The sequence below is a fragment of the Cellulomonas sp. P2_F12 genome (assembly GCF_056403775.1).
Map to the genome: position 1 here is coordinate 111665 of NZ_JBFUEV010000012.1, position 25707 is coordinate 137371.

At 70.0% G+C, this 25707-nt stretch carries 21 protein-coding genes; 3 read left to right on the plus strand and 18 right to left on the minus strand.

The annotated features are described in order from the left end of the window. Positions 1–34: 34 nt before the first annotated feature. From rpsS to rplJ, 15 genes are all read right to left on the minus strand, one after another. Positions 35–316, minus strand: coding sequence for a 30S ribosomal protein S19 (gene rpsS, locus AC1DWH_RS19485; protein WP_028045064.1), 282 nt, complete (start codon positions 314–316; stop codon positions 35–37). Between the two features lie 12 nt (positions 317–328). After that, positions 329–1168: a 50S ribosomal protein L2 gene (rplB, locus tag AC1DWH_RS19490; protein WP_055912153.1), complete on the minus strand. Its 840-nt coding sequence runs from the start codon at positions 1166–1168 to the stop codon at positions 329–331. Between the two features lie 16 nt (positions 1169–1184). Next, positions 1185–1487, minus strand: a complete 303-nt coding sequence (gene rplW / locus AC1DWH_RS19495; protein ID WP_456844736.1) for a 50S ribosomal protein L23 — start codon at positions 1485–1487, stop codon at positions 1185–1187. Next, entirely contained in the window at positions 1484–2170 is a 687-nt protein-coding gene (gene rplD / locus AC1DWH_RS19500) for a 50S ribosomal protein L4 (RefSeq protein ID WP_456844738.1), read from the minus strand. Before rplD ends, rplW begins: the two co-directional genes overlap by 4 nt. Before the next feature lie 2 nt (positions 2171–2172). Further along, the gene (gene rplC / locus AC1DWH_RS19505; RefSeq protein ID WP_456844737.1) at positions 2173–2832 is read right to left on the minus strand and encodes a 50S ribosomal protein L3; all 660 of its coding nucleotides are present in this window, start codon (positions 2830–2832) and stop codon (positions 2173–2175) included. Positions 2833–2854: 22 nt separating this feature from the next. Further along, a complete protein-coding gene (gene rpsJ / locus AC1DWH_RS19510) occupies positions 2855–3163 on the minus strand; it encodes a 30S ribosomal protein S10 (RefSeq protein ID WP_013117879.1) in 309 nt (102 codons plus the stop codon). Positions 3164–3912: 749 nt separating this feature from the next. Next, a complete protein-coding gene (locus AC1DWH_RS19515; protein WP_477095055.1) occupies positions 3913–4842 on the minus strand; it encodes a hypothetical protein in 930 nt (309 codons plus the stop codon). A 550-nt stretch (positions 4843–5392) separates the two neighbouring features. Further along, positions 5393–6586 (minus strand): elongation factor Tu, encoded by a 1194-nt coding sequence (gene tuf, locus AC1DWH_RS19520; RefSeq protein ID WP_055912143.1) that lies wholly within the window; start codon positions 6584–6586, stop codon positions 5393–5395. A gap of 125 nt (positions 6587–6711) precedes the next feature. Then, positions 6712–8814: an elongation factor G gene (gene fusA / locus AC1DWH_RS19525; RefSeq protein WP_456846081.1), complete on the minus strand. Its 2103-nt coding sequence runs from the start codon at positions 8812–8814 to the stop codon at positions 6712–6714. A gap of 89 nt (positions 8815–8903) precedes the next feature. Next, the gene (gene rpsG, locus AC1DWH_RS19530) at positions 8904–9374 is read right to left on the minus strand and encodes a 30S ribosomal protein S7 (RefSeq protein WP_028045072.1); all 471 of its coding nucleotides are present in this window, start codon (positions 9372–9374) and stop codon (positions 8904–8906) included. Next, on the minus strand, positions 9374–9745 hold the full coding sequence (gene rpsL / locus AC1DWH_RS19535) for a 30S ribosomal protein S12 (protein ID WP_013770160.1): 372 nt from the start codon (positions 9743–9745) through the stop codon (positions 9374–9376). Before rpsL ends, rpsG begins: the two co-directional genes overlap by 1 nt. A gap of 481 nt (positions 9746–10226) precedes the next feature. Next, a complete protein-coding gene (locus AC1DWH_RS19540) occupies positions 10227–14096 on the minus strand; it encodes a DNA-directed RNA polymerase subunit beta' (RefSeq protein WP_477095056.1) in 3870 nt (1289 codons plus the stop codon). A gap of 107 nt (positions 14097–14203) precedes the next feature. After that, complete coding sequence (gene rpoB, locus AC1DWH_RS19545) at positions 14204–17710, minus strand: DNA-directed RNA polymerase subunit beta (protein WP_456846079.1); 3507 nt, start codon at positions 17708–17710, stop codon at positions 14204–14206. Positions 17711–18182: 472 nt separating this feature from the next. Then, complete coding sequence (gene rplL / locus AC1DWH_RS19550; protein WP_456846078.1) at positions 18183–18572, minus strand: 50S ribosomal protein L7/L12; 390 nt, start codon at positions 18570–18572, stop codon at positions 18183–18185. A gap of 84 nt (positions 18573–18656) precedes the next feature. Then, positions 18657–19190, minus strand: a complete 534-nt coding sequence (gene rplJ, locus AC1DWH_RS19555) for a 50S ribosomal protein L10 (RefSeq protein WP_456846077.1) — start codon at positions 19188–19190, stop codon at positions 18657–18659. A gap of 323 nt (positions 19191–19513) precedes the next feature. Between rplJ and AC1DWH_RS19560 the strand changes: the two genes are divergently transcribed. Together AC1DWH_RS19560 and AC1DWH_RS19565 are read left to right on the plus strand one after the other, a co-directional pair. Beyond that, complete coding sequence (locus AC1DWH_RS19560; protein WP_477095057.1) at positions 19514–19933, plus strand: DUF4383 domain-containing protein; 420 nt, start codon at positions 19514–19516, stop codon at positions 19931–19933. After that, entirely contained in the window at positions 19930–20493 is a 564-nt protein-coding gene (locus AC1DWH_RS19565) for a hypothetical protein (RefSeq protein ID WP_477095058.1), read from the plus strand. The genes AC1DWH_RS19560 and AC1DWH_RS19565 overlap by 4 nt, the downstream gene beginning before the upstream one ends. A 23-nt stretch (positions 20494–20516) precedes the next feature. On the opposite strand, the gene AC1DWH_RS19570 is transcribed toward AC1DWH_RS19565, so the two are convergent. Genes AC1DWH_RS19570 through AC1DWH_RS19580 form a run of 3 tightly spaced genes read right to left on the minus strand, consistent with a single transcriptional unit; the run spans position 20517 to position 24261 of the window. Beyond that, positions 20517–23126 carry a CHAT domain-containing protein gene (locus AC1DWH_RS19570; RefSeq protein ID WP_477095059.1) on the minus strand — a complete coding sequence of 870 codons (2610 nt, stop codon included), beginning with the start codon at positions 23124–23126 and terminating at the stop codon, positions 20517–20519. 5 nt (positions 23127–23131) lie between these two features. Continuing rightward, a complete protein-coding gene (locus AC1DWH_RS19575) occupies positions 23132–23635 on the minus strand; it encodes a carboxypeptidase regulatory-like domain-containing protein (protein ID WP_456845430.1) in 504 nt (167 codons plus the stop codon). Continuing rightward, positions 23632–24261 (minus strand): RNA polymerase sigma factor, encoded by a 630-nt coding sequence (locus AC1DWH_RS19580; RefSeq protein ID WP_456845431.1) that lies wholly within the window; start codon positions 24259–24261, stop codon positions 23632–23634. Before AC1DWH_RS19580 ends, AC1DWH_RS19575 begins: the two co-directional genes overlap by 4 nt. A gap of 291 nt (positions 24262–24552) precedes the next feature. Here AC1DWH_RS19580 and AC1DWH_RS19585 point away from each other — a divergent pair. After that, positions 24553–25707 (plus strand): trypsin-like peptidase domain-containing protein (locus tag AC1DWH_RS19585; RefSeq protein WP_477095060.1); only part of this gene is annotated, 1155 nt, incomplete at its 3' end.

The following is a 25707-nucleotide window of genomic DNA, read 5'->3' on the forward strand; positions in this document are numbered from 1 at the left end:
TGCCGGTGAGGGCGTCGCCTGGCTGACCCGGGGGTCAGCGGCGACGACCCTTCCGGTCGTCCTTCTCGTGGCCGCGGAACGTCCGCGTCGGAGCGAACTCGCCGAGCTTGTGCCCGACCATCGACTCCGTCACGAACACCGGGGTGTGCTTGCGTCCGTCGTGCACAGCGAACGTGTGGCCGAGGAAGTCCGGCGTGATGACCGAACGGCGCGACCACGTCTTGATGACGTTCTTCGTGCCGGCGGTGTTCTGGACGTCGACCTTCTTCTGCAGGTGACCGTCGACGAACGGGCCCTTCTTCAGGCTACGTGGCATCTCAGGCTCCTATCAGCGCTTGTTCTTGCCGGTGCGCCGACGGCGCACGATGAGCTTGTCGCTCGGCTTGTTCGGACGACGGGTACGGCCCTCGGCCTGGCCCCACGGGCTGACGGGGTGACGTCCACCGGACGTCTTGCCCTCGCCACCACCGTGCGGGTGGTCGATCGGGTTCATGGCGACACCACGGACGGTCGGGCGCTTGCCCTTCCAGCGCATGCGGCCGGCCTTGCCCCAGTTGATGTTCGACTGCTCGGCGTTGCCCACCTCGCCGACCGTCGCGCGGCAGCGCAGGTCGACGTTGCGGATCTCACCGGACGGCATACGCAGCTGGGCGTAGGGGCCATCCTTGGCGACGAGCTGCACCGACGCACCGGCCGAGCGGGCGATCTTCGCACCGCCACCGGGCCGCAGCTCGATGGCGTGGATGACCGTACCGGTCGGGATGTTGCGCAGCGGCAGGTTGTTGCCGGGCTTGATGTCGGCGCCGGGGCCGTTCTCGATGCGGTCACCCTGCGACAGCTTGTTCGGCGCGATGATGTAGCGCTTCTCGCCGTCGGCGTAGTGCAGCAGAGCGATGCGGGCGGTGCGGTTGGGGTCGTACTCGATGTGAGCGACCTTGGCCGGCACGCCGTCCTTGTCGTGGCGACGGAAGTCGATGACGCGGTACGCACGCTTGTGGCCGCCACCCTGGTGACGGGTGGTGATGCGACCCGTGGAGTTGCGGCCGCCCGTCTTGTGGAGGGGACGGACCAGCGACTTCTCCGGCGTGGAGCGCGTGATCTCGACGAAGTCGGCCACGCTCGAGCCACGACGGCCCGGCGTTGTCGGCTTGTACTTACGGATTCCCATGAGTTCTCAGTCCTCTTCAGCCGACCGGACCACCGAAGATGTCGATCGTTCCCTCGCGGAGGGTGACGATCGCACGCTTCGTGTCCTTGCGGCGGCCGGTGCCGAAACGGGTCCGACGGGCCTTGCCCTGACGGTTCGCGGTGTTGACCGAGTCGACCTTGACGCCGAAGACCTGCTCGACGGCAATCTTGATCTCGGTCTTGTTCGCCCGCGGGTCGACGAGGAAGGTGTACTTCCCCTCGTCGAGCAGGCCGTAGCTCTTCTCGGAGACGACCGGCGCGAGCAGGATGTCGCGCGGGTTCTTGCCGATGTCGGTCACTTGGTCTCCTCCTCAGCCTCGGAGGACGTGGCCACAGCGGAGGCACCCTTGACGGGGCCCGCCAGGAACGCGTCGAGCGCGCCCTGCGTGAACACGACGTCGTCCGAGATCAGGACGTCGTAGGTGTTGAGCTGGTCAGCGACCAGCAGGTGCACCCGCTCGACGTTCCGCAGCGACTTCCACGTGATCTCGTCCTGACGCTCGACGACGACCAGGACGTGCTTGCGCCCCGACAGGTTGTCGAGCACGGCGAGCGCGGACTTGGTCGAGGGCGCGGTGCCCGGGGCGAAGCCCGAGACGACGTGCACGCGGCCGGCACGAGCGCGGTCCGAGAGAGCACCGCGGAGCGCCGCGGCCTTCATCTTCTTGGGGGTGCGCTGCGAGTAGTCACGCGGGGTGGGGCCGTGGACGACGCCACCACCGGCGAACTGCGGAGCACGCGTCGAACCCTGACGGGCGCGGCCGGTGCCCTTCTGCTTGTACGGCTTGCGCCCACCACCACGGACCTCGCCACGGCTCTTCGTGTCGTGGGTGCCCTGGCGTGCCGCCGCGAGCTGCGCGACGACGACCTGGTGGATCAGCGGGATGTTGGTCTGCACGTCGAAGACGTCCGCGGGCAGGTCGGCCGAGCCGGCCTTCTGGCCCTGGGCGTCGACGACGTCGACAGTCAGCGTGTCACTCATGGTCACGCCCCCTTCACAGCGGAACGCACGACCACGACGCCACCCTTGGGGCCGGGAACGGCACCCTTGACGAGGATGAAACCCCGCTCGACGTCGACCGCGTGCACGGTCAGGTTCTGGGTGGTCTGGCGGTCCACGCCCATGCGACCGGCCATCTTGATGCCCTTGAACACGCGCGACGGCGTCGAAGCGCCACCGATCGAGCCGGGCTTGCGGTGGTTGCGGTGCGCACCGTGCGAGGCGCCGACGCCGTGGAAGCCGTGACGCTTCATGACACCGGCGGTGCCCTTGCCCTTGGTGGTGCCGATGACGTCCACGAGCGAACCGGCCTCGAAGAGGTCGGCCTGGAGCTCCTGGCCGAGCGTGAACTCGGAAGCGTTCGGCGTGCGGATCTCGGCCACGTGCCGGCGCGGCGTGACGCCGGCCTTCTCGAAGTGGCCCTTCAGCGGCTTGGTGACCTTGCGCGGGTCGATCTGGCCGTGGGCCAGCTGGACCGCGGCGTAGCCGTCAGCGTCAGCGGAGCGCACCTGGGTCACGACGTTCGTCCCGACAGCGACGACGGTGACCGGGACGAGACGACCGTTGTCGTCCCACACCTGGGTCATGCCGAGCTTCGTGCCGATGAGAGCCGTGACTGCGCGCTCGTTCTGCTGGGTAACCATAGAAATCAGTTCCTTCCCAGCGTCAGAGCTTGATCTCGATGTTCACGTCCGCAGGCAGGTCGAGACGCATGAGCGAGTCGACGGCCTTCGGCGTGGGATCGATGATGTCGATGAGCCGCTTGTGCGTGCGCATCTCGAAGTGCTCGCGGCTGTCCTTGTACTTGTGGGGCGACCGGATGACGCAGAAGACGTTCTTCTCCGTCGGCAGCGGCACCGGACCCACGACCGACGCACCAGCGCGAGTCACCGTGTCGACGATCTTGCGCGCCGAGCTGTCGATGACTTCGTGGTCGTAGGACTTGAGCCTGATGCGGATCTTCTGTCCCGCCATGGCGCGTCTACTTCTCTCTGTTGAAACCGGCTCCGTCCGACCCCCGCACTCGGGCGTGTCGCAATGCGCGACACACCGTTGCGCTGCGTACCGTTTCCGGCACGAGATCGGTGGTTGTTGTCGGGCGTCAACCACCGGGTAATCCCGGGGTCCAGACGCCGTCCACGTGTGCGAGCCCTGTCGTGTGCCGCGCGCGCTAACGCGCCGCCCTCAACTAGGCAACCTGAACAGTGTGCCAGAGTGCGCCCCGGAACTCCAATCGCCTAGGTCACACCCGGACCGAGGATCCGCGTGATCTCGCGCACAAGCACGCCGGCCGCCCGGCCCACCCGCCAGCGCGACCAGCCGCCTCGCGCGACCCGGCGCCCCGGCGGCATAAACCGCCGCCGCTCCCCTCGTCCTGGCCCGATCACCTGCTGACACTCTGCGTGCGCGTTCGACAGACGCGCGGTCGTCCGTCGCGGACGGCGGTCGCTGGTCGCCGACGGCGGTCGTCCGACCACCGCGTTCGCGGGCGTCGAACCGCGTTCGCGGGCGTCGAACCGCGTTCGCCTACGAGAGACCGCGCTGGGCTCGACGGCGACTGGCACGACGGGTGACACCGGGAGGCCGTCGCTCCGGATCGCGAGGACCACGGGACGCCCCCGAAGGCTCCCGACTCCCGGACGCCACAGTCCTTCTGGCCCCCCGCCGTTAGCACGATGCTGCTGATCGCGGCACAGCAGAATCAGGTCAGGAGGGCCGGATCCTCAGCGCACGCCACCGGCCCGCAGCATCGCGACCATCGGCCCGCCCGCCCACGCATCGGACCAGGTCCAGCGGACCACGCCGACGCCCACGGAACGGATCCGATCCTCACGCTGCTTCTCCTGCCACAGCCGGTCCGCCGCGACCCGAGGATCCTCGCCCGTCGCGACACCGTACTTCTGGCGCCCGTCGAACTCGCCGACGACGCGGAGACTCGGCCACCAGAAGTCGCCACGACCGACCAAGCCGCGACTGTCGTGGACTTCGTGCTGGAGCACCGGAGCTGGCACACCGAGCTGAAACATCCGCACGCGGCTGAGCGACTCCCCCACCGACTCCGACGCCGACGTCGCGAACCCGACCGCTGCCCGAGCATCCCGAACGCCTCGAGCGCCGTCCAGCACATCGACCTCTCGCGCCAGCTCCGTCATGGTCGTCATCGACTCGCGCAAGGCGTGATCCGCAGCGCACACGCCTGCAAGGAACCCACCGCCGCGAGCGAGGTCGACGACCGTCCGGGCGACTGTCGTCACACGTAGCCCCTCGACCTCGACTCCGTCCTCGGCCGCAGCCGAGCCGTGCCGGACGACGCCGTGACTCGTCCGTCCACCGCCTGCCGGGGAATGGGTGACGTGGACGCTCGAACCTCGGCGGCCGACCATCGGAAGGGTCCACACGGCCGCAGCGGACCAGTGGGACAACGTCGCCGTCCCGAGGCCTCGTGCGGCCGCGACGACGACAAGTCGGTATCGCTCGTCGGCGGTCATCGACTTCCATGTGGCGGCACCGATGTACCAGCCGCGACGAACACGAACCAGCTCCCCGCGCCTGCACGCGTCCGCGAGCTGGCCGCGGTCCCGGCCGACGCGTGACTCACGTCCGCCCTCGACGCGGATCAACCCCGCGACGGTCAGTGGGTGATCGGTTCGCATCGCAGCACGATAGGAACGCCAGCTGCGCCTCCGCCGACGTTCTCCACAGGCGATGACGCGACAGCTGACTCTCGAACGCCGCCGTTCCTCCCCGAGGGCGGACCGGTGTCGCCGAACGCGGCCGCCCGACGACGGCGCTCGGCGCGGAAGGGGCGCTCGGCGACGAAGTAGCGCACCCGGCAACGAAGCGGCGCGTTCGGCGACGAATGGGCGCGCTCGCCGGCAGGCGCGCGCAGTGGAACGCGTGTCCCGGACGACGGGCGCGGCTGGTGGTTCTCGAGCGCGGACCGGCGTCACCGAGCGCGGTCGCCCGGCGACAGCCGTCGGCGACGGGAGGTAGCGCTCGGCGAACAACGACCGCGGACGGCGAGCCGAGCGCGCAGACGGGGTGCGCTGCGGGGCGCTGCCGCGCGCTGCGGGCGCGGCGGCGCCCTGATGGGGCCACGGCCCCGCACGCGTCGGGGCCGGGCCTCCCCGGGGACGACGGAAGGGCCCGGGAGCCGAAGCTCCCGGGCCCTTCTGTCAGATCAGCTGCCCCGAGGGGCGAGCATCACTTGATGATCTTGATGACCTTGCCCGAGCCGACGGTGCGGCCACCCTCGCGGATGGCGAAGCCGAGGCCCTCCTCCATCGCGATGGGCTGGATGAGGTTCACGTGGATCTCGGTGTTGTCGCCGGGCATGACCATCTCGGTGCCCTCGGGCAGCGTGATGACGCCGGTGACGTCGGTGGTGCGGAAGTAGAACTGGGGGCGGTAGTTCCCGTAGAACGGGTTGTGACGGCCACCCTCGTCCTTGGCCAGGATGTAGACCTGACCCTCAAACTCGGTGTGCGGCGTGATCGAGCCGGGCTTGACGACGACCTGGCCGCGCTCGACCTCCTCGCGCTTCGTGCCACGCAGGAGCAGACCGACGTTCTCGCCGGCCTCGGCGTAGTCGAGCAGCTTGCGGAACATCTCGACGCCGGTGACCGTGGTCTTGATCGCCTTCTCCTTGATGCCGACGATCTCCACCTCCTCGTTCACCTTGAGCTTGCCGCGCTCCACGCGACCGGTGACGACGGTGCCACGACCGGTGATCGTGAAGACGTCCTCGATGGGCATGAGGAACGGCTTGTCGATGTCGCGCACCGGGTCCGGGACGGACTCGTCGACGGCGGCGAGCAGGTCCTCGACGGACTTGACCCAGACCGGGTCGCCCTCGAGGGCCTTCAGGCCGGAGACGCGCACGACGGGGACGTCGTCGCCGTCGAAGCCCTGGGCCGAGAGGAGCTCGCGCACCTCGACCTCGACGAGCTCCAGGATCTCCTCGTCGTCGACCATGTCGGTCTTGTTGAGCGCGACGAGCAGGTACGGGACGCCGACCTGACGGGCGAGCAGGACGTGCTCACGCGTCTGGGCCATGGGGCCGTCGGTCGCCGCGACCACGAGGATGGCGCCGTCCATCTGCGCCGCACCCGTGATCATGTTCTTGATGTAGTCCGCGTGACCCGGAGCGTCGACGTGAGCGTAGTGACGCTTCTCCGTCTGGTACTCCACGTGCGCGATGTTGATGGTGATGCCGCGCTGCTTCTCCTCAGGGGCCTTGTCGATCTCGTCGAAAGGCGTGAAGGGGTTCAGGTCGGGGTACTTGTCGTGCAGCACCTTCGAGATGGCAGCGGTCAGCGTCGTCTTGCCGTGGTCGACGTGGCCGATGGTGCCGATGTTGACGTGCGGCTTCGTCCGCTCGAACTTCGCCTTGCCCACTGGGTGTCCTCCTCAGGACTTGGTAGAGATTGGCCGACGTACTGCGGCTACCGGACGGTAGCCGCTTGACGCGGCGTCCTACGGGTCGGTTTGTGTGATGGAACTACAGGGTTCGACCTGTGGGACTACTCGCCCCGGGTCTTCTTGATGATTTCCTCGGCAACGTTCCGAGGAACCTCGGCGTAGCTGTCGAACTGCATCGAGTACACCGCGCGACCCTGGGTCTTCGACCGCAGGTCACCGACGTACCCGAACATCTCGGAGAGGGGGACGGTGGCCCGGACGACCTTGACGCCCGTCGCGTCCTCCATGGACTGGATCATGCCGCGGCGCGAGTTGATGTCGCCGATGACGTCACCCATGTACTCCTCAGGAGTACGGACCTCGACGGCCATGACCGGCTCGAGGAGAACCGGGTCGGCCTTGCGGACCGCTTCCTTGAGGATCATCGAGCCCGCGATCTTGAACGCCATCTCCGAGGAGTCGACGTCGTGCGCGGCACCGTCGAGCAGGATCGCCTTGACGCCCACGAGCGGGAAGCCCGCGAGGACGCCGAGCTGCATCGCGCTCTGGATGCCGGCGTCGACCGACGGGATGTACTCGCGCGGGATGCGACCACCGGTGACCTTGTTCGAGAACTCGTACAGCTCGCCCTCGGCGGGGTCCAGCGGCTCGAAGGTCATCTGGACCTTCGCGTACTGGCCCGAGCCACCGGTCTGCTTCTTGTGCGTGTAGTCGATCTTCTCGACGGAACGACGGATCGTCTCGCGGTACGCGACCTGCGGCTTGCCGACGTTGGCCTCGACCTTGAACTCGCGACGCATGCGGTCCACGAGGATGTCGAGGTGGAGCTCGCCCATGCCGCCGATGACGGTCTGGCCGGTCTCCTCGTCGTGCTTGACGCGGAAGGTCGGGTCCTCCTCGGCCAGCTTCTGGATGGCCACGGAGAGCTTCTCCTGGTCACCCTTCGTCTTCGGCTCGATGGCGACGTCGATGACCGGCTCCGGGAACGTCATCGACTCGAGCACCACGGGGGCGGCCGGGTCGCACAGGGTGTCCCCCGTGGTGACGTCCTTCAGACCGATGAAGGCGTAGATGTGGCCGGCCGTGGCGTCCTCGACCGGGTTCTCCTTGTTGGAGTGCATCTGGAAGAGCTTCCCGATGCGCTCCTTCTTGTTCTTGGTCGAGTTGAGCACCTGGGCGCCCTGCGCCACCTTGCCCGAGTACACCCGGACGTAGGTGAGCTTGCCGAAGAACGGGTGCGAGGCGACCTTGAACGCGAGGGCCGAGAACGGCTCCGTCGAGTCGGGGTGGCGCTCGACGACGAGCTCGGGGTCCTTCATGTCGTGGCCCTCGACAGCCGGGACGTCCAGGGGCGTCGGCAGGTAGTCGATGACGGCGTCGAGCATGGGCTGGACGCCCTTGTTCTTGAACGCCGAGCCACACAGGACCGGGTAGGCCTCGGACTTGATGGTGAGCTTGCGGATGCCGCTCTTGATCTCGGCGACCGTCAGCTCCTCGCCACCGAGGAACTTCTCGAGCAGCTCGTCGTCCGTCTCGGCGACGGCCTCGAGCAGCTCGGCACGGTACTGGTCCGCCTTCTCGACCAGGTCGGCCGGGATGTCCTCGACCTCGTACTTCTCGCCCAGGGCGGTCTCGCCGCGCCAGACGAGGGCACGCATGGTGACCAGGTCGACGACGCCGATGAAGTCGTTCTCGGCGCCGATGGGCAGCTGGATGACCAGCGGCTTGGCCTTGAGGCGGTTCACGATGGTGTCGACCGTGAAGTAGAAGTCCGCGCCGAGCTTGTCCATCTTGTTGACGAAGCAGATGCGCGGGACGTCGTACTTGTCGGCCTGGCGCCAGACGGTCTCCGACTGGGGCTCGACACCCTCCTTGCCGTCGAACACGGCAACGGCACCGTCGAGGACGCGCAGCGAGCGCTCGACCTCGACCGTGAAGTCCACGTGGCCCGGGGTGTCGATGATGTTGATCTGGTTGTCGTGCCAGTAGCAGGTCGTCGCGGCGGACGTGATCGTGATGCCGCGCTCCTGCTCCTGCTCCATCCAGTCCATCGTCGACGCACCGTCGTGCGTCTCACCGATCTTGTAGTTGACCCCGGTGTAGAACAGGATCCGCTCGGTGGTGGTGGTCTTGCCGGCATCGATGTGAGCCATGATGCCGATGTTGCGGACCTTCGTGAGGTCCGTCAGCACGTCCAGTGCCACGTGAGTTGCCCCTTGTCGGTTGGCTTGGGTGGCGCCACCGGTCCGGCCCGAGGATCGGACCGGCGGCGCAGCGCCCGTGGGTGCCGGGATTACCAGCGGTAGTGCGCGAAGGCCTTGTTGGACTCGGCCATCTTGTGCATGTCCTCGCGACGCTTCACCGCGGCACCGAGGCCGTTGGACGCGTCGAGGATCTCGTTCATGAGGCGCTCGGTCATCGTCTTCTCGCGGCGAGCGCGCGAGTAGTCGGTGAGCCAGCGGAGCGCGAGCGTGGTCTGACGGACCGGGCGCACCTCGACGGGGACCTGGTAGGTCGCACCACCGACGCGACGCGAGCGGACCTCGAGCGACGGGCGGACGTTGTCCAGCGCGCGCTTGAGCACGACGACCGGGTCGCCCTGCGTCTTCTCACGGACACCCTCGAGGGCGCCGTAGACGATGTGCTCCGCGACGGACTTCTTGCCGTCGAGCAGGACCTTGTTGATCAGCTGCGTGACGACCGGGGACCCGTAGACGGGGTCGATGACGAGCGGCCGCTTCGGGGCCGGACCCTTGCGAGGCATCAGCCCACCTTCTTCGCGCCGTAGCGGCTACGCGCCTGCTTGCGGTTCTTGACGCCCTGCGTGTCGAGGGCACCACGGACGATCTTGTACCGGACACCCGGGAGGTCCTTCACACGGCCACCGCGCACGAGCACGATCGAGTGCTCCTGCAGGTTGTGACCGACACCGGGGATGTACGCGGTGACCTCGACCTGGCTGGAGAGGCGGACGCGCGCGACCTTGCGGAGCGCGGAGTTCGGCTTCTTCGGCGTCGTGGTGTAGACGCGGGTGCACACACCGCGTCGCTGGGGGGAGCCCTTGAGGGCAGGCGTCTTCGACTTGTTCGTCTTCGCCTGCCGGCCCTTGCGGACCAGCTGCTGGATCGTAGGCACTACGTCTCCGTCTGTTGGATGTCTCTATGGTCGACCGGCACCCGTCACCCTGGACGGCCGGCATGGTCGGGGATCGTCGCCCGTCGCGCGACTACCCCGGAGGTCGTACGTCCCGCACCGACCCCCGCGCCCGGGCGTGTCGCCCCGGTCCTTCGCACCGCTGTCCGCAAGGTTGCCTTGGCGGAGAGACGGCGCGGTGGAGGGAGACCACCCGATGCTCCCGGACCCGCCCCGTCCGAAACAGGGAGCGTCCACCGAGTGCATGCGCGAGAGCCCGACGGCGCGGGCACGGTGTCCTACGTTACCTGGCGCCCGGTGGGGCGTCAAAGCGGCTGCGTACGGCCCTGCAGGAAGACACAGGGCCGGTCGAGGACATCTGCTGAACAACCCTAGGTGGCCACCGATTCCCGGGCGAGGGACGAAAGGCCCGAGGGGGCCCACCGCGAACGGTGGACCCCCTCGGGACGATGACTGCTCGAGATCAGCGGTAGTCGCCGAAGTCGATGTCCTCGAGCGGGATCGCCTCGCCGGAGCCGAGGCCCAGGGCGGGGAAGTCGATCTCGTCGTAGCCGAAGGTCGGGTACAGCTCGGCCTTCGCCTCCTCGGTGGGCTCGACCGCGATGTTGCCGTAGCGGGGCAGACCCGTTCCGGCCGGGATGAGCTTGCCGAGGATGACGTTCTCCTTGAGGCCGAGCAGCGGGTCGGAACGACCCGACATCGCGGCCTCGGTGAGCACCCGGGTGGTCTCCTGGAAGGAGGCCGCCGACAGCCACGAGTCGGTCGCGAGCGACGCCTTCGTGATGCCCATGAGCTCCGGACGGCCCGAGGCCGGCTGGCCGCCCTCGGACACCGCAGCGCGGTTCGCGTCCTCGAAGCGCCCACGCTCGGCGAGCTCGCCGGGCAGCAGGTCGGTGGTGCCGGAGTCGAGGACCGTCACGCGACGCAGCATCTGCCGCACGATGACCTCGATGTGCTTGTCGTGGATGTCCACGCCCTGCGACGAGTAGACGACCTGCACCTCGTCGACCAGGTGCTTCTGCGTCGCACGCGGGCCGAGGATGCGCAGGACCTTCTTCGGGTCGACCGCACCCTGGACCAGCTGGGTGCCGACGGAGACGTGGTCGCCGTCCGAGACCAGCAGGCGCGAGCGCTTGGTGATCGGGTAGGCGATCTCCTCCGAGCCGTCGTCCGGCGTGAGGACGAGGCGACGCGAACGGTCACCCTCCTCGACCGCGATGCGGCCCGAGAACTCCGCGATGGGCGCCTCACCCTTGGGGGTGCGGGCCTCGAAGAGCTCCTGGACACGCGGCAGACCCTGCGTGATGTCGTCGGCCGACGCCACACCACCGGTGTGGAAGGTACGCATCGTCAGCTGCGTGCCGGGCTCACCGATCGACTGGGCCGCGATGATGCCGACGGCCTCGCCGATGTCGACGAGCTTGCCGGTGGCCAGCGAGCGGCCGTAGCAGCGCGCGCACGTGCCGACGCGGGACTCGCAGGTCAGGACGGAGCGGATCTTCAGCGTGTCGACGCCCGCCTCGAGGAGGCGGTCGAGCAGCACGTCGCCGACGTCGTCACCGGCGTGGCCGATGATCTCGCCGTCGACCTCGATGTCGCTCGCCAGCGTGCGCGAGTAGACGCTCGTCTCGACCTTGTCGTGACGACGCAGGGCGCCGTCCGTACCGGGCACGCCGATCGGCATGGTCAGACCACGCTCGGTGCCGCAGTCGTCCTCACGGACGATGACGTCCTGCGAGACGTCCACCAGACGACGGGTCAGGTAGCCCGAGTCGGCGGTCCGCAGTGCGGTGTCCGCCAGACCCTTGCGGGCACCGTGCGTCGCGATGAAGTACTCGAGGACCGACAGCCCCTCGCGGTAGTTCGACTTGATCGGGCGAGGGATGATCTCGCCCTTCGGGTTGGCGACGAGGCCACGCATACCGGCGATCTGGCGGACCTGCATCCAGTTACCGCGCGCACCCGAGCCGACCATCTTGTAGACGGTGTTCTGGCGCGGGAAGTTCTCCCGCATCGCGTCGGCGACCTTGTCGGTGGCCTGCGTCCAGATCTCGATGAGCTCCTGACGACGCTCGTCGTCGGTGATCAGGCCCTTCTCGTACTGGCCCTGCACCTTCGCCGCGCGCGCCTCGTGTGCCTCGAGGATGGCCGCCTTGGCCGACGGGGTCGCGACGTCCGAGATGGAGATCGTGACGCCCGAGCGGGTGGCCCAGCGGAAGCCGGCCTCCTTGAGCGCGTCCAGCGAGGCAGCGACCTCGACCTTGGGGTAGCGCTCGGCCAGGTCGTTGACGATGACCGAGAGACGCTTCTTGTCGACGACGCCGTTCTCGTACGGGTAGTCGATCGGCAGCAGCTCGTTGAACAGCGCGCGACCCAGGGTCGTCTCGTAGAGCAGTGCGTCGCCCTCGGTCCAGCCCTCGGGCGCGTCGTCCTCGGTCAGCACCAGGTCGTCGAAGCGGATCTTCACCACGGCGTTGAGGTCCAGGGAGCCCTGGTCGAACGCCATGATCGCCTCGGAGACCGTGCTGAACGCGCGGCCGGCGCCGAGCGCCTCGTCCTTGTCGTTGGTCAGGTGGTACAGACCGATGATCATGTCCTGCGAGGGCATGGTCACCGGACGCCCGTCCGACGGCTTGAGGATGTTGTTGCTCGAGAGCATGAGGATGCGGGCCTCGGCCTGCGCCTCGGCGCTCAGGGGCAGGTGGACGGCCATCTGGTCACCGTCGAAGTCCGCGTTGAACGCGGCGCAGACGAGCGGGTGCAGGTGGATCGCCTTGCCCTCGACCAGCTGGGGCTCGAACGCCTGGATGCCCAGACGGTGCAGCGTGGGTGCGCGGTTGAGCAGCACCGGGTGCTCCGTGATGACCTCCTCGAGCACGTCCCAGACGACGGGACGGGCGCGCTCGACCATGCGCTTGGCGGACTTGATGTTCTGCGCGTGGTTCAGGTCGACGAGGCGCTTCATCACGAACGGCTTGAACAGCTCGAGCGCCATCTGCTTGGGCAGGCCGCACTGGTGGAGCTTGAGCTGCGGGCCGACGACGATGACCGAACGGCCCGAGTAGTCGACGCGCTTGCCGAGCAGGTTCTGGCGGAACCGACCCTGCTTGCCCTTGAGCATGTCCGAGATGGACTTGAGCGGGCGGTTGCCCGGACCGGTCACCGGACGGCCGCGGCGGCCGTTGTCGAACAGCGAGTCGACGGCCTCCTGGAGCATCCGCTTCTCGTTGTTGACGATGATCTCGGGCGCGCCCAGGTCGAGCAGCCGCTTGAGGCGGTTGTTCCGGTTGATCACGCGGCGGTACAGGTCGTTCAGGTCCGAGGTGGCGAAACGGCCACCGTCGAGCTGGACCATCGGACGCAGGTCCGGCGGGATGACCGGGACGGCGTCGAGCACCATGCCGGTGGGCGAGTTGGTCGTCGTGAGGAACGCGTTGACAACCTTGAGCCGCTTCAGGGCACGCGTCTTGCGCTGGCCCTTGCCGGTCTTGATGATCTCGCGCAGCGAGTCGGACTCGGCCTCGAGGTCGAACGCCTCGAGACGCTTCTGGATCGCCGCGGCGCCCATCGAGCCCTCGAAGTAGTTGCCGTACCGGTCCTGGAGCTGGCGGTAGAGCATCTCGTCGCCCTCGAGGTCCGCGACCTTGAGGTTCTTGAACCGGTCCCAGACCTGGTCCAGGCGGTCGAGCTCGAGGTCGGCACGCTTGCGCAGCTGAGCCATCTCGCGCTCGGCCGAGTCGCGCACCTTGCGGCGGGCGTCGGCCTTGGCACCCTCGGCCTCCAGCTCGGCCAGGTCGGCCTCGAGCTTGGTGGCGCGGGTGTTGATGTCGTTGTCGCGGCGGTCCGAGATCTCCTTCTTCTCCAGGTCGATCCCGTTCTGGAGGTTGGGGAGGTCCTCGTGCCGGCCGTCGACGTCGACCCACGTGATCATGTAGGCCGCGAAGTAGATGACCTTCTCGAGGTCCTTCGGGGCGAGGTCGAGCAGGTAGCCGAGACGCGACGGCACACCCTTGAAGAACCAGATGTGCGTGACGGGCGCGGCGAGCTCGATGTGGCCCATGCGCTCACGACGGACCTTCGAGCGGGTCACCTCGACGCCGCAGCGCTCGCAGATGATGCCCTTGAAGCGCACGCGCTTGTACTTGCCGCAGTAGCACTCCCAGTCCCGGGTGGGACCGAAGATCTTCTCGCAGAACAGGCCATCCTTCTCCGGCTTCAGGGTCCGGTAGTTGATGGTCTCGGGCTTCTTCACCTCACCGTGCGACCAGGCACGGATGTCGTCGGCCGAGGCAAGGCCGATACGCAGCTCGTCGAAGACGTTGACGTCGAGCAAGGGGGGTCCTACTTCCTTCGCTTGCCGGTGTGAGCCGGCTGAACGGAAATGTTGCTAAAGGTGCGGGCCCGCCGCCCACCCTTCACGGAAGGGCGGCAGGCTCGACGTCAGATCTCTTCGACGCTGCTGGCGTTCGGGCGCCGGGACAGGTCGATGCCGAGCTCCTCCGCTGCGCGGTAGACCTCGTCGTCGTTCTCCTTCATGTCGATGGAGACGCCGTCCGAGGAGAGCACCTCCACGTTCAGGCAGAGCGACTGCATCTCCTTGAGGAGCACCTTGAAGGACTCCGGGATGCCCGAGTCGGGGATGTTCTCCCCCTTGACGATCGCCTCGTACACCTTGACGCGGCCGGGGACGTCGTCCGACTTGATGGTGAGGAGCTCCTGCAGCGTGTAGGCAGCGCCGTACGCCTCCAGGGCCCAGACCTCCATCTCGCCGAACCGCTGGCCACCGAACTGCGCCTTACCACCCAGCGGCTGCTGCGTGATCATCGAGTACGGACCCGTGGAACGTGCGTGGATCTTGTCGTCGACGAGGTGGTGCAGCTTCAGGATGTACATGTAGCCGACCGCGACCGGCTCCGGGAACGGCTCGCCGGAGCGCCCGTCGAACAGGCGCGCCTTGCCGTCGCCGCCCACGGTGCGCTCGCCGTCACGGTTCGGCAGCGTGGCCGAGAGCAGACCGGTGAGGGTCGTCTCCGGGACACCGTCGAACACGGGCGTCGCGACCGGGTTGCCGGCCGGCGACGACGCGGCGATGGCCGGGACGTCGTCCCGCCACGAGACGTCGCCCTCGGCGAGCTGGATGTCCCAGCCCTGCTTGGCCACCCAGCCGAGGTGCGTCTCGAGGACCTGGCCGACGTTCATGCGGCCGGGCACACCGAGCGGGTTGAGGACGACGTCGACCGCGGTCCCGTCGGCGAGGAACGGCATGTCCTCGACCGGCAGGATCTTGGAGATGACGCCCTTGTTGCCGTGACGGCCGGCGAGCTTGTCGCCGTCCGTGATCTTGCGGCGCTGCGCGATGTACACGCGGACCAGCTCGTTCACGCCGGCGGGCAGCTCGTCGCCGTCCTCACGGCTGAACGTGCGGACCTCGATGACCGTGCCGGACTCGCCGTGCGGGACCTTGAGCGACGTGTCGCGGACCTCGCGCGCCTTCTCACCGAAGATCGCGCGGAGCAGGCGCTCCTCGGGGGTCAGCTCGGTCTCGCCCTTGGGCGTGACCTTGCCGACGAGGATGTCGCCGGCCGCGACCTCGGCACCGATGCGGATGATGCCGCGCTCGTCCAGGTCCGCGAGGACCTCCTCGGAGACGTTCGGGATGTCCCGAGTGATCTCCTCCGGGCCGAGCTTGGTGTCGCGCGCGTCGACCTCGTGCTCCTCGATGTGGATCGAGGACAGCACGTCGTCCTGCACGAGGCGCTGCGACAGGATGATCGCGTCCTCGTAGTTGTGGCCCTCCCACGACATGAACGCGACCAGCAGGTTGCGGCCGAGCGCGAGCTCGCCCTCGTCCGTGGCCGGGCCGTCGGCGAGCACCGAGTTGACCTCGACGCGGGCGCCCTGGTCGACCAGCACGCGCTGGTTGTACGAGGTGCCCTGGTTCGAGCGACGGAACTTGGCGACACGGTACGTCGACGTGGTCGCGTCGTCGTTGGCGACGACGATCAGGTCGGCCGACACCTCGGTGACGACACCCGGCTTCGTCGCGACGATGACGTCGCCCGCGTCGATGGCCGCACGACGCTCCATGCCGGTACCCACGAGCGGGGCCTCGGAACGGACCAGCGGGACCGCCTGGCGCTGCATGTTGGCACCCATGAGGGCGCGGTTGGCGTCGTCGTGCTCGAGGAACGGGATCAGGGCCGTGGCCACCGACACCATCTGGCGCGGGGAGACGTCCATGTAGTCGACGGCCTCGCCGGCGACGTACTCGATCTCGCCGCCCTTGACGCGGACCAGGACGCGGTCCTCCTCGAAGGCACCGTTCGCCTTGAGCGGGGCGTTCGCCTGCGCGATGACGTGGCGGTCCTCGTCGTCGGCGGTCAAGTAGTGGACCTCGTCCGAGACCTTGCCCTTGATGACCTTGCGGTACGGGGTCTCGACGAAGCCGAACGGGTTGATCCGCCCGTACGTGGCGAGCGAGCCGATGAGGCCGATGTTCGGGCCCTCAGGGGTCTCGATCGGGCACATGCGGCCGTAGTGCGACGGGTGGACGTCACGGACCTCCATGCCGGCGCGGTCGCGGGACAGACCACCCGGGCCGAGCGCGGACAGGCGACGCTTGTGCGTCAGGCCCGCGAGCGGGTTGTTCTGGTCCATGAACTGCGACAGCTGCGACGTGCCGAAGAACTCCTTGATCGACGCCACCACGGGGCGGATGTTGATCAGGGTCTGCGGCGTGATCGCCTCGACGTCCTGCGTCGTCATGCGCTCGCGCACGACGCGCTCCATCCGCGACAGGCCCGTGCGGACCTGGTTCTGGATGAGCTCGCCGACCGCGCGGATGCGACGGTTGCCGAAGTGGTCGATGTCGTCGGGCTCGACGCGGATCTCGACGGCCTCGCCGGCACGCGTGCCCGGCAGGGTCGGCAGGTCGATGTGCAGCGACGCGAGGTACTTGATGGTGGCGACGATGTCGTCACGGGACAGGACCGAGTCCGCGAGCGGGACGTCCAGGCCGAGCTTCTTGTTCAGCTTGTAGCGGCCGACCTTCGCCAGGTCGTAGCGCTTCGGGTTGAAGTAGAAGTTCTCGATGAGCGCGCGGCCGGCCTCGACCGTGGGCGGCTCGCCCGGGCGGATCTTGCGGTAGAGGTCGAGCAGCGCCTCGTCCTGCGTCTGGACGTGGTCCTTGTCCAGCGTGTCGATGACGGCCGGGTACGCCGCGAACTCCTCGCGGATCTCCGCGTCCGTCATGCCGAGCGCCTTGAGCAGCACGGTGGCGTTCTGCTTGCGCTTGCGGTCGACGCGGACGCCGACGTTGTCGCGCTTGTCGATCTCGAACTCGAGCCAGGCGCCGCGGCTCGGGATCACCTTGGCCGTGAGGACGTCCTTGTCGGACGTCTTGTCCGCGGTGCGCTCGAAGTACACGCCGGGCGAACGGACGAGCTGCGAGACGACCACGCGCTCGGTGCCGTTGATGATGAAGGTGCCGCGCTCCGTCATGAGCGGGAAGTCGCCCATGAAGACCGTCTGGCTCTTGATCTCACCGGTGGTGTAGTTGACGAACTCCGCCGTGACGAACAGCGGGGCGGCGAAGGTGAAGTCCTTCTCCTTGCACTCCTCGGCCGTGTACTTCGGCGGCTCGAAGCGGTGCTCGCGGAACGACAGCGACATGGATCCGCCGAAGTCCTCGATGGGCGAGATCTCCTCGAAGATCTCCTCGAGACCAGCGGTCTCGGGAACGTCCTGCCGACCGGCCTCGAGGGCCTTGGCCACACGGCCCTGCCACTTCTCGTTACCGAGCAGCCAGTCGAAGCTCTCCGTCTGCAGACCGAGCAGGTCCGGGACCTCGAGGGGCTCGTGGATCTTGGCGAAAGAGATACGGCGGGATGCGGTGCGGTTCGCGATGGCGTCGGCGGTCGGAGCAGAAGGGGTGCGCGAGGCAGCCAAAAGAGGGGTCCTTCCCAGCGGATCGAGTGCACGCTGCGCTGTCCCTGGCTAGGCGCGATCCCCCGGCCGGCGAGCCTCCGGACGCCGTGTACGAACGACGAAGGTGGGCTCGGGTTATACGGGATCGCGGGCACAGGCCAGCGCAAAGCGCTAGCATACTCGGCCGCAGGGACAAAGTCCACCCGGCATCGACACCCCCTGGCGTGATCCCCGTCGGCGACGACGCGGGCCCTGAGGCGTCCGGTGGAACGGGCGGTTCCGCCCGTCCGGCGACGACGTTGTCGCCGCGCACATGGTGGCACACCCGCGGGTCACGCGAAAGTCCGACCCCCCGTCCGGCTGTGGACGGCGACGCCCGTGACGCGACGAAGCCCGCGTCCTCGAACGGGACACGGGCTTCGTCGAGCCAGCTGCGGGAGCGCCGCTCCCTACCTCCGGCCGGTCGCCGTGGCGACCCTGCCGGAGGCGGTGATCACTTGAGGGTGACCGTGGCGCCGGCGGCCTCGAGCGTCTCCTTGGCCTTCTCGGCGGCCTCCTTGGTGACGCCCTCCAGGACGGCCTTGGGGGCGGCGTCGACGAGGTCCTTGGCCTCCTTCAGACCGAGGGACGTCAGGACGCGCACCTCCTTGATGACCTGGATCTTCTTCTCGCCCGAGGACTCGAGAACGACGTCGAACGAGTCCTTCTCCTCCTCGGCCTCGGCCTCGGCAGCGCCACCGGCGCCGGCGGGGGCCGCGACGGCGACCGGAGCGGCAGCGGTGACCTCGAAGGTCTCCTCGAACGCCTTCACGAACTCGGAGAGCTCGATGAGGGAGAGCTCCTTGAACGCGTCGATGAGCTCGGTGGTGGTGAGCTTCGCCATGATGGCGGTTCCTTCCGTTCGGTGCCCGGTGGCCGGTCGGCCTACCTGGGCGGGGGGTTCAGTGAGTGCCTGGCGCCGAATGGCTCAGGCAGCGACCTCGGTCGACTCCTCGAGCTTGAGCCGGAGAGCGTCGACGGTGCGTGCAGCCTGAGCGGCGGGCGCGGTGAACAGGTAGGCCGCCTGGAACAGCGACGCCTTGAACACGTTGGCCGCCTTGGCCAGCAGAACCTCACGGGACTCGAGGTCCGCGAGCTTGGTGACGTCCGCAGCGGTCAGGGCGCGTCCGTCGAGGACACCGCCCTTGATGACCAGTGCGGGGTTCGCCTTGGCGAAGTCACGCAGTCCCTTGGCGGCCTCGACCGGGTCACCGGAGACGAAGGCGATCGCCGACGGGCCCGCAAGCGCGTCGTCGAGGCCCTCGAGCCCGGCATCCTTGGCCGCGATCGCGGTCAGCGTGTTCTTCACCACGGCGTAGGTTGCGTTGCCGCTGAGCGCCTGGCGCAGCTTCTTGAGCTGCGCCACGGTGAGCCCGCGGTACTCGGTCAGCACGGCCGCGTTCGACTCGCGGAACAGGTCCGTGAGCTCTGCGACAGCGGCTGCCTTGTCCGGCCTCGCCATGGCAATCCTTCCGATGGTGGTGCCACCGGTCGTCACGCCCCACAAACGAAAGAGCCCCGCGCAGGCGCGGGGCTCGTCAGGCGGCTCGGCGCGTGCCGAACCTTCCGGGAACTCTCACCTGCGCTGGCCTCCGCTGCTGCGGGACTTCGGGCGGACCGGCATGCGCACTGGTGTGAGCACGACGGACCGACGACCGGCGGTCTTGGGATGTCCCCAACGGTACGGCACCGGACGACGACGGCCAAATCCGTCCCCATCCGCACGGCACCCGGCTCCGAACCCCCCAGGTCACGCACGTACCCGACCGATCAAGGAGGACACCCGTGTCCCAGTCCCCGAACCGTCTCGTCGGCACGATCTTCGGCATCGTCTACCTGCTGGTGGGCCTCGCCGGCTTCGTCGTCACGGGCAGCGTCTCGTTCGCCGCCACCGAGGGCGAGCCGCTCGTCGTGTTCGACGTCAACCCGCTGCACAACATCGTGCACCTGCTGATCGGAGCCGCCCTGCTGATCGCCGCCCGCTCGTCCGTGCGCGCGGCCAAGGGCATGAACACGGCCGTGGGCGCCGTGTACCTGCTGGTCGGCGTCCTCGGCCTGTTCCTGGTCGGCTCGAGCGCCAACATCCTGGCCCTCAACGGCGCCGACAACGTGCTGCACTTCGCGAGCGCGATCCTGCTGCTCGGCGTGGGCCTCGCCGCCGACAAGAGCGCCCGGCCGGTGGGCACGGGCGCGCGGACGGCATGAGCACCGTGACCGCCGCGTCGCGCGCGGCCGGCTCCCCTGAGCCGGCCGCCGCGACCGGCCCAGCTGAGGGGCTGCGCGAGTTCGGCGCGCGGACCGGTGCGGCCTACGCCGCGCTGGGTGCCGGGCTCGTCCTCCTCGCGCTGGGCTCGGAGCACCTGCGGCACCATCCGGCGGTGGCCGTCGGGCTCGTCGTCCTCGGTGGCGCGGAGGCGGCCTGGTCCGTCCTGGCGCTGCGCGGTCCCGTCCCGGTGGCGCGTGCCGCGCTGGCGACGCTCCTCGTGGGCGCCGTCGCGTGGCTCGTCGTCGGCACGTCGATCACCGGAGCGCTCGGCCTGTCCGACGCCGCCGCCGTGGGTCTGCAGCTGCTGGCCGGCGTGCTGCTCGCGGTGGCGGTCCGACCCTCGGAGCCTGTGCGGGGCGCCGGCCCGTTCGCCCGGGTCGCCGTGCTGGCCGTGGCGTCGCTGGTGGTCGCCACGATCACCGTCCCCGGGCTCGCGGCGACCGACGCCGGTGCGCACGCGCACATGCCCGGGATGGCCGGGATGAGCGGGCACGGCTGACGCGCGACCTGCTCTCGGTCCCGTCACAGCGGGGCGCCGAAGCAGACCAGCGGGGCGACGACGCCGGTCTCGGCCGCGTCCTCCGCCGTGGCGGTGGCGACCGCCTGCGCCACCGGGACGCCCGACCGCAGGAGCGCATGGGTCCGCGTCATGACCCGGAGCGCCGTCGCGTCGGGCAGCGGCGCGACCGCCGCCACGACACAGCCCACGCCCGTGCGCAGCAGGACGCTGGCCAGGCCCAACGCCTCGCCACCGGCCCGGATGCTCGCCCGGCCGACCTCGCAGCTGGACAGCAGCACGAGCTCCGGGGAGCCGCCGCCCGAGTCCAGCTCGTGCGCGAACAGCGGACCGTCGGCCATCCGCACCGAGGAGAACAGCGGGTTGTCGGGCTCGTGCCGGCCGTGCGCGGCGAGGTGCACGATGCCGGGGGCCCCGAGGAGCCCGATCATCCGGGACACGGTCGCCTCCTGGCCCACCACCACCTCGCCGCCGGGCCACAACCGCCCGATCTCCTCGGCCTCCGCCTCGGCGTGCCGCAGCCCCGGGCCGGCAGCCGCGATGACCCGCGACGGGATCGCGCTCGCCGACCCCGCGTAGGTCATCCAGTGGTGCACGGACGGCGCCACGACCGTCGGCCGCCCGATGCGCGACGGGAGCATCGACCACGGCAGCACCCCGAGCCAGCCGGTGGCCACGACCACGAGCTCCCCCTGTGCTCCCAGGGCCGGCACGAGCCGGGCCTCCAGCGCCGACATCCCGTGCTTCAGCGAGTTGAGCGCGACGCCCCGCAGGTCCGGGGGCACGAGCGGGTTCGCGGTCACCTCGAGGTCCGCGTGGACCCGTCGGACCAGCTCCGCGATGCTCGCCGTCTCCCCCAGGTGGTGCAGCGCGGTGTGGTCGTCGCCGACCTCGACCGCGAGGAGCTCGCCCCGGTGCTCGAGCACGTCGAGGACCACGCCGCCCGGCCGGTCCCGCAGCACCCGACGGACCTCGACCGACCGCCCGGCCCTGTCGCCGCCGGCACGACCGCTCTCGTGCCAGGACCGCGCGAGGATCTCGTGCTTCAGGCGCTGCGCCTCGCGCTCGACCCTGGCCACCCGGGGATCGCCGGGCGTGTGCTGCCGGGTCCCCCGGTTCTGGTCGATCAGCTCGCGCAGCTCCTCCAGCAGCGCCGCCGAGACCGGGTCGCTGGGCGGGTTGACCCGGGGTGTCCCGCCGATCACGGACCGCACGCGCTCGGCGGCGTCCAGGACCGCCGACGGCCGGCCCGACGCCAGCGCGAGGGAGACGTCGAGGTCGGCCAACCCGGTGCCGTGCACGGCCCCCGCGGTACGCAGGTCGAGCGACCCGAACCGCGCGCGGTGGAGCCCGAGATCGCGCTGACCTGCACGGACGTAGCGACCGGCGCGCTCGCGGTCGCCCGCCGCGCGCGCGAGCATGGCCCGGATGCGCCGGCCGTGCAGGCGCACGGCGATGGGGTCGCTGCTCCGGACCGGGCCCAGCGCCTCGAGGACCACGGCCGGGTCGTGCAGCGCGCCGCGGGCGAGGTCCGACTCGATGCGGACGTACGCGGCGGCGCTCGCCCAGATGGTGCGGCCGGTGCTGAGGCACAGGCGTTCGAGCTTGCCGGCGCTGCGCGAGAGGGACGCCCAGCGCGCCCGCACGCGCGCGTCGTCGTCCGGCGCGGCGGCGCAGGCCTCCGCGTCGGCCTGGAGCGCCAGCAGCGACGACCGGATGACCCACGCGTCGTCGCCCCGCCGCCGGAACCGCCGACCGGCCGCGAGCGCGAGCTCGCGGGCCGCCACCAGGTCGCCGCGGAGCATCGCGCACTCCGCGCGGCCCAGCTCGCACTCGGCCACGTCGTGCGGCAGGTGCTGCTCGGCGAACAGCGCCGCGGCCTCGGCGAGCGTCGTGTCCGCCACCCCGACCAGGCCCGCCTCGAGCAGCACCCGGGCCCGGTCCTGGATCGCGGTCGGACGCGGCGGCCCGGGCAGGATCGCGGCCGCATCCTCCATCAGCGCGAGCGCCTCGGGCATCCGGCCGGCGACGAAGCTGAGGTAGCCGAGGTTGTGCTCGGCCTTGAACACGAGCCTGACGAAACCGGCCTGCCGCGCTCGCCGGGCGCAGTCGGCGAGGTCCCCGCGGGCGGCCGTCAGGTTCCCGCGCTCCATGTGCAGGACCCCGCGGTTCAGCAGGGAGCGGCACGCGTCCAGGGGGTCGGCCTCGTCGGACCCCGCGATCGCGATGTCCAGCTCACGCAGCGCGTCGTCCTGCCGCCCCGCCCGCAGGGCCAGCAGGCCGCGCAGGCCCGCGACTGCCGGTCCGAGCCCCGGCCAGCCGCCCCCGACGGCGTCCTGCTCTGCGAGCATCGCGTCGAGCCGCTCCAGGATCGGGCGCGAGCCGCCGCGCGTCTCGAAGTCGCACTTGGCCAGCTCGGTGAGCGCACGCCCGCGCCAGCGCGCGACCTCCGGCGTCGACGGCATCGCGTCCAGCGCCCGCAGCGCGGGCCGAAGGCGCCGGCGCGCGCGGGTCGGGCGACCCTCCGCGTTGTCGTCGGTGGCCCGCTGGACCTGCTCGATGAGGGCGCCGAGGCTCGGCGGCCCGGCCGCCGCCGGACCGCCGGGTTCGGACATCTGCGCTAGAGCTCGATCTGTGGCGTGACGATGGGCACCGTCGGGTCCGACGGTCGACGGAGCACCAGCCGGGCCGGGCCGCGCTCGATGTCGGAGAACGAGAAGCGACCGTCCGCGTCGGAGCTGGTCGTCGTGACCTCTCCGCCCTGGTGCAGCTCGACGGAGAGCTCCCCGGCGGGCGCCGCCCAGCCGTCGACCCGTACTCGCCCCGCCTCGGCGTGCACCGAGATCATCACGGTGAGCACGTCGGTGGTGAACGTGATGGTGCCGGCCTCGATGCTGGTCTCGTCCGCACGAACGGCGAGCGCGGGCTCCCCGACCAGGTGGAGCTCCGCCAGCTCGGCGTGCATCGCCTCGATGGTCAACGCCATCCCGATGCTCTCGACCAGACCGGCCGGGACCGGGTCCGCCTGCTCGACCAGCGCCGCGAGGCGCTCGAGGATCTGCCGGTCGTCGATGTCCAGGCCGCCGGCGGCGACCAGGGCGAGGGTCCTCTCGTCGGCGCTCATGACATGCTCCAGGCGGGGTCGGCTGCGAGCGCGACGCGCAGCTTGGCGAGGCAGCGGCCACGCGTCGGCCCGATGCTGCCGACGGGCATGCCGAGCGATCTCGACACGACGGCGTAGTCCGGGCGGTCGACCAGAGCGACCAGCCCCAGGAGCCGACGGCACCGGTCCGGCAGCTCAGCGACGTGCTGCCACAGCACCTGGTCCCGCTCGGACCGCACGGCCACCGAGTCCGGAAGGTCGTCGGCCGGCGCGGCCAGCCAGTCGGTCACGTGCTCGTCCTGCTCGTGCCGGACCAGCTCGTCGCGGCTGCGCCGCACGGACCTCCACGCGGCGCGCTTGGCGGTGACCAGCATCCACTGCAGGGTCGCGCGCGGGTCCCGGATCGACTCGATGTCCCGCACGAGCGTCAGCCAGGTGTTCTGCACGATGTCCTGCGCCAGCTCGGGATCAGCACCCTGCGCCCGGACCGTGTGCCACAGCAACGGCGTCATCACCTGCACCAGGGCGGCGAGCGGAGCTCGATCTCCGTCGCGGTATGCCACGACCGCGCGGGCCGCCTGGTCGGCGAGCCCCTCACCCTGGCTGCGGAGCTCGGTGTCCACCGGCTCCACCAGGTCGTCACTCATCATGGACCCCTCACAGGCAGGCCTCGTCGGGCGGCCGCCCCGAACACAGTAGGGCGACCCGGACAACCCCGACAAGGACGATACGACCGCGAGCAGGTGCCCCCGGACCGCCCGCGTCGCGGACCGTCCCCCCGCGGGCACCCGCGGCGGCCCCACCGATCGGGGTCGACTCGGAGGAGCACGGGGCAGACGCCCAGATACATCTCTGCAACTCTTCGTTGGACCGGATGTATCTGACCGGTCGTCACCCGCTCCTTGCGAGCACCCGACCCGGTTGAGGAGACGCCCGACATGACAGAGCAGGACCCCACCCCCGGCACCTACACCCGTGACCAGATCCGGTCGACGAAGCGCACCATCGAGGACGCGCTCATCGCCCGGCCTGGCGTGGTCGGGGTCGACATCGGCGAGAAGTGGTCCGACGGGTCGCCGACGGGTCGACAGGCGATCGTCGTCCACGTCGAGCACAAGCTCGCCCACGGCGACCTCTCCGACTCGGAGCGCATCCCCAGCGAGATCGACGGCATCCCCACCGACGTCGTCGAGCACCGCGTGCGCCTCCACTCGGCGCCGGCCGCCGGGGAGCCGAGCAAGCGCATCCGCCCCCTCGCCGGCGGGATCAGCCTGGGCCCGGCCACCCCCGTGACGGTCCCGATCGACGGCGTCGCCCAGCTCCGGTCCGTCAACGGCACCCTCGGCGTCCTCGTGTACGAGCGGCACACCGGCCGGACCTTCGGCCTCACGAACTGGCACGTCGCCGCCGGTGACGGGCTCGAGGACGTGGCCAGCACCTGGATCCAGCCCGCGCTCGCCGACGGCGGGAACCCGCGCACCGACCGCGTCGGCGCCCTGGTCCGCGGCACGCTCACCGACCGCATCGACGCCGCGATCGTCGGGCTCGCGCCCGGTGCTCCCTGGCTGCCCGGGATCGTCGGCGTCGGCGCGGTCACCGGGTCCGCCCCCGCGGCCGACGGCGCGGCCGTCCGCAAGAGCGGGCGGACCACCGGCCTGACCAACGGCACCATCACCTCCACCGACTACACGACCTCGGTCGACTTCGGCACCGGCGTCGGGTGGAAGACCCTGCGCGACCAGATCCGGATCGAGCCCGCCGAGGGCGTCGCCGCCTTCTCGAACGAGGGGGACTCCGGCTCCGCGATCGTCGACGCCGACGGGAAGGTCGTCGGGCTGCTCTGGGCCGGCGAGGACGACGGCAGCTTCTCGGTCGCCAGCCCCATCGGCGCTGTGCTCGAGACGCTCGGCGTCGACGTCCTCTCTCTCAGCGCCGCACGCGCCCTCGCCGCCCGCCGGGACGCGAGCGCCCGCCGCGCCCGTGCCGCTGCGGTGCCGCCGTCGCTGTTCCCGCCGGTGCAGGCCGCGTTCAGCGGTCGGCGTGCGCGTCGCCGCCCCGCGGCCGCGTCCGGCCGTCCCGGGTCTGCGAACGGC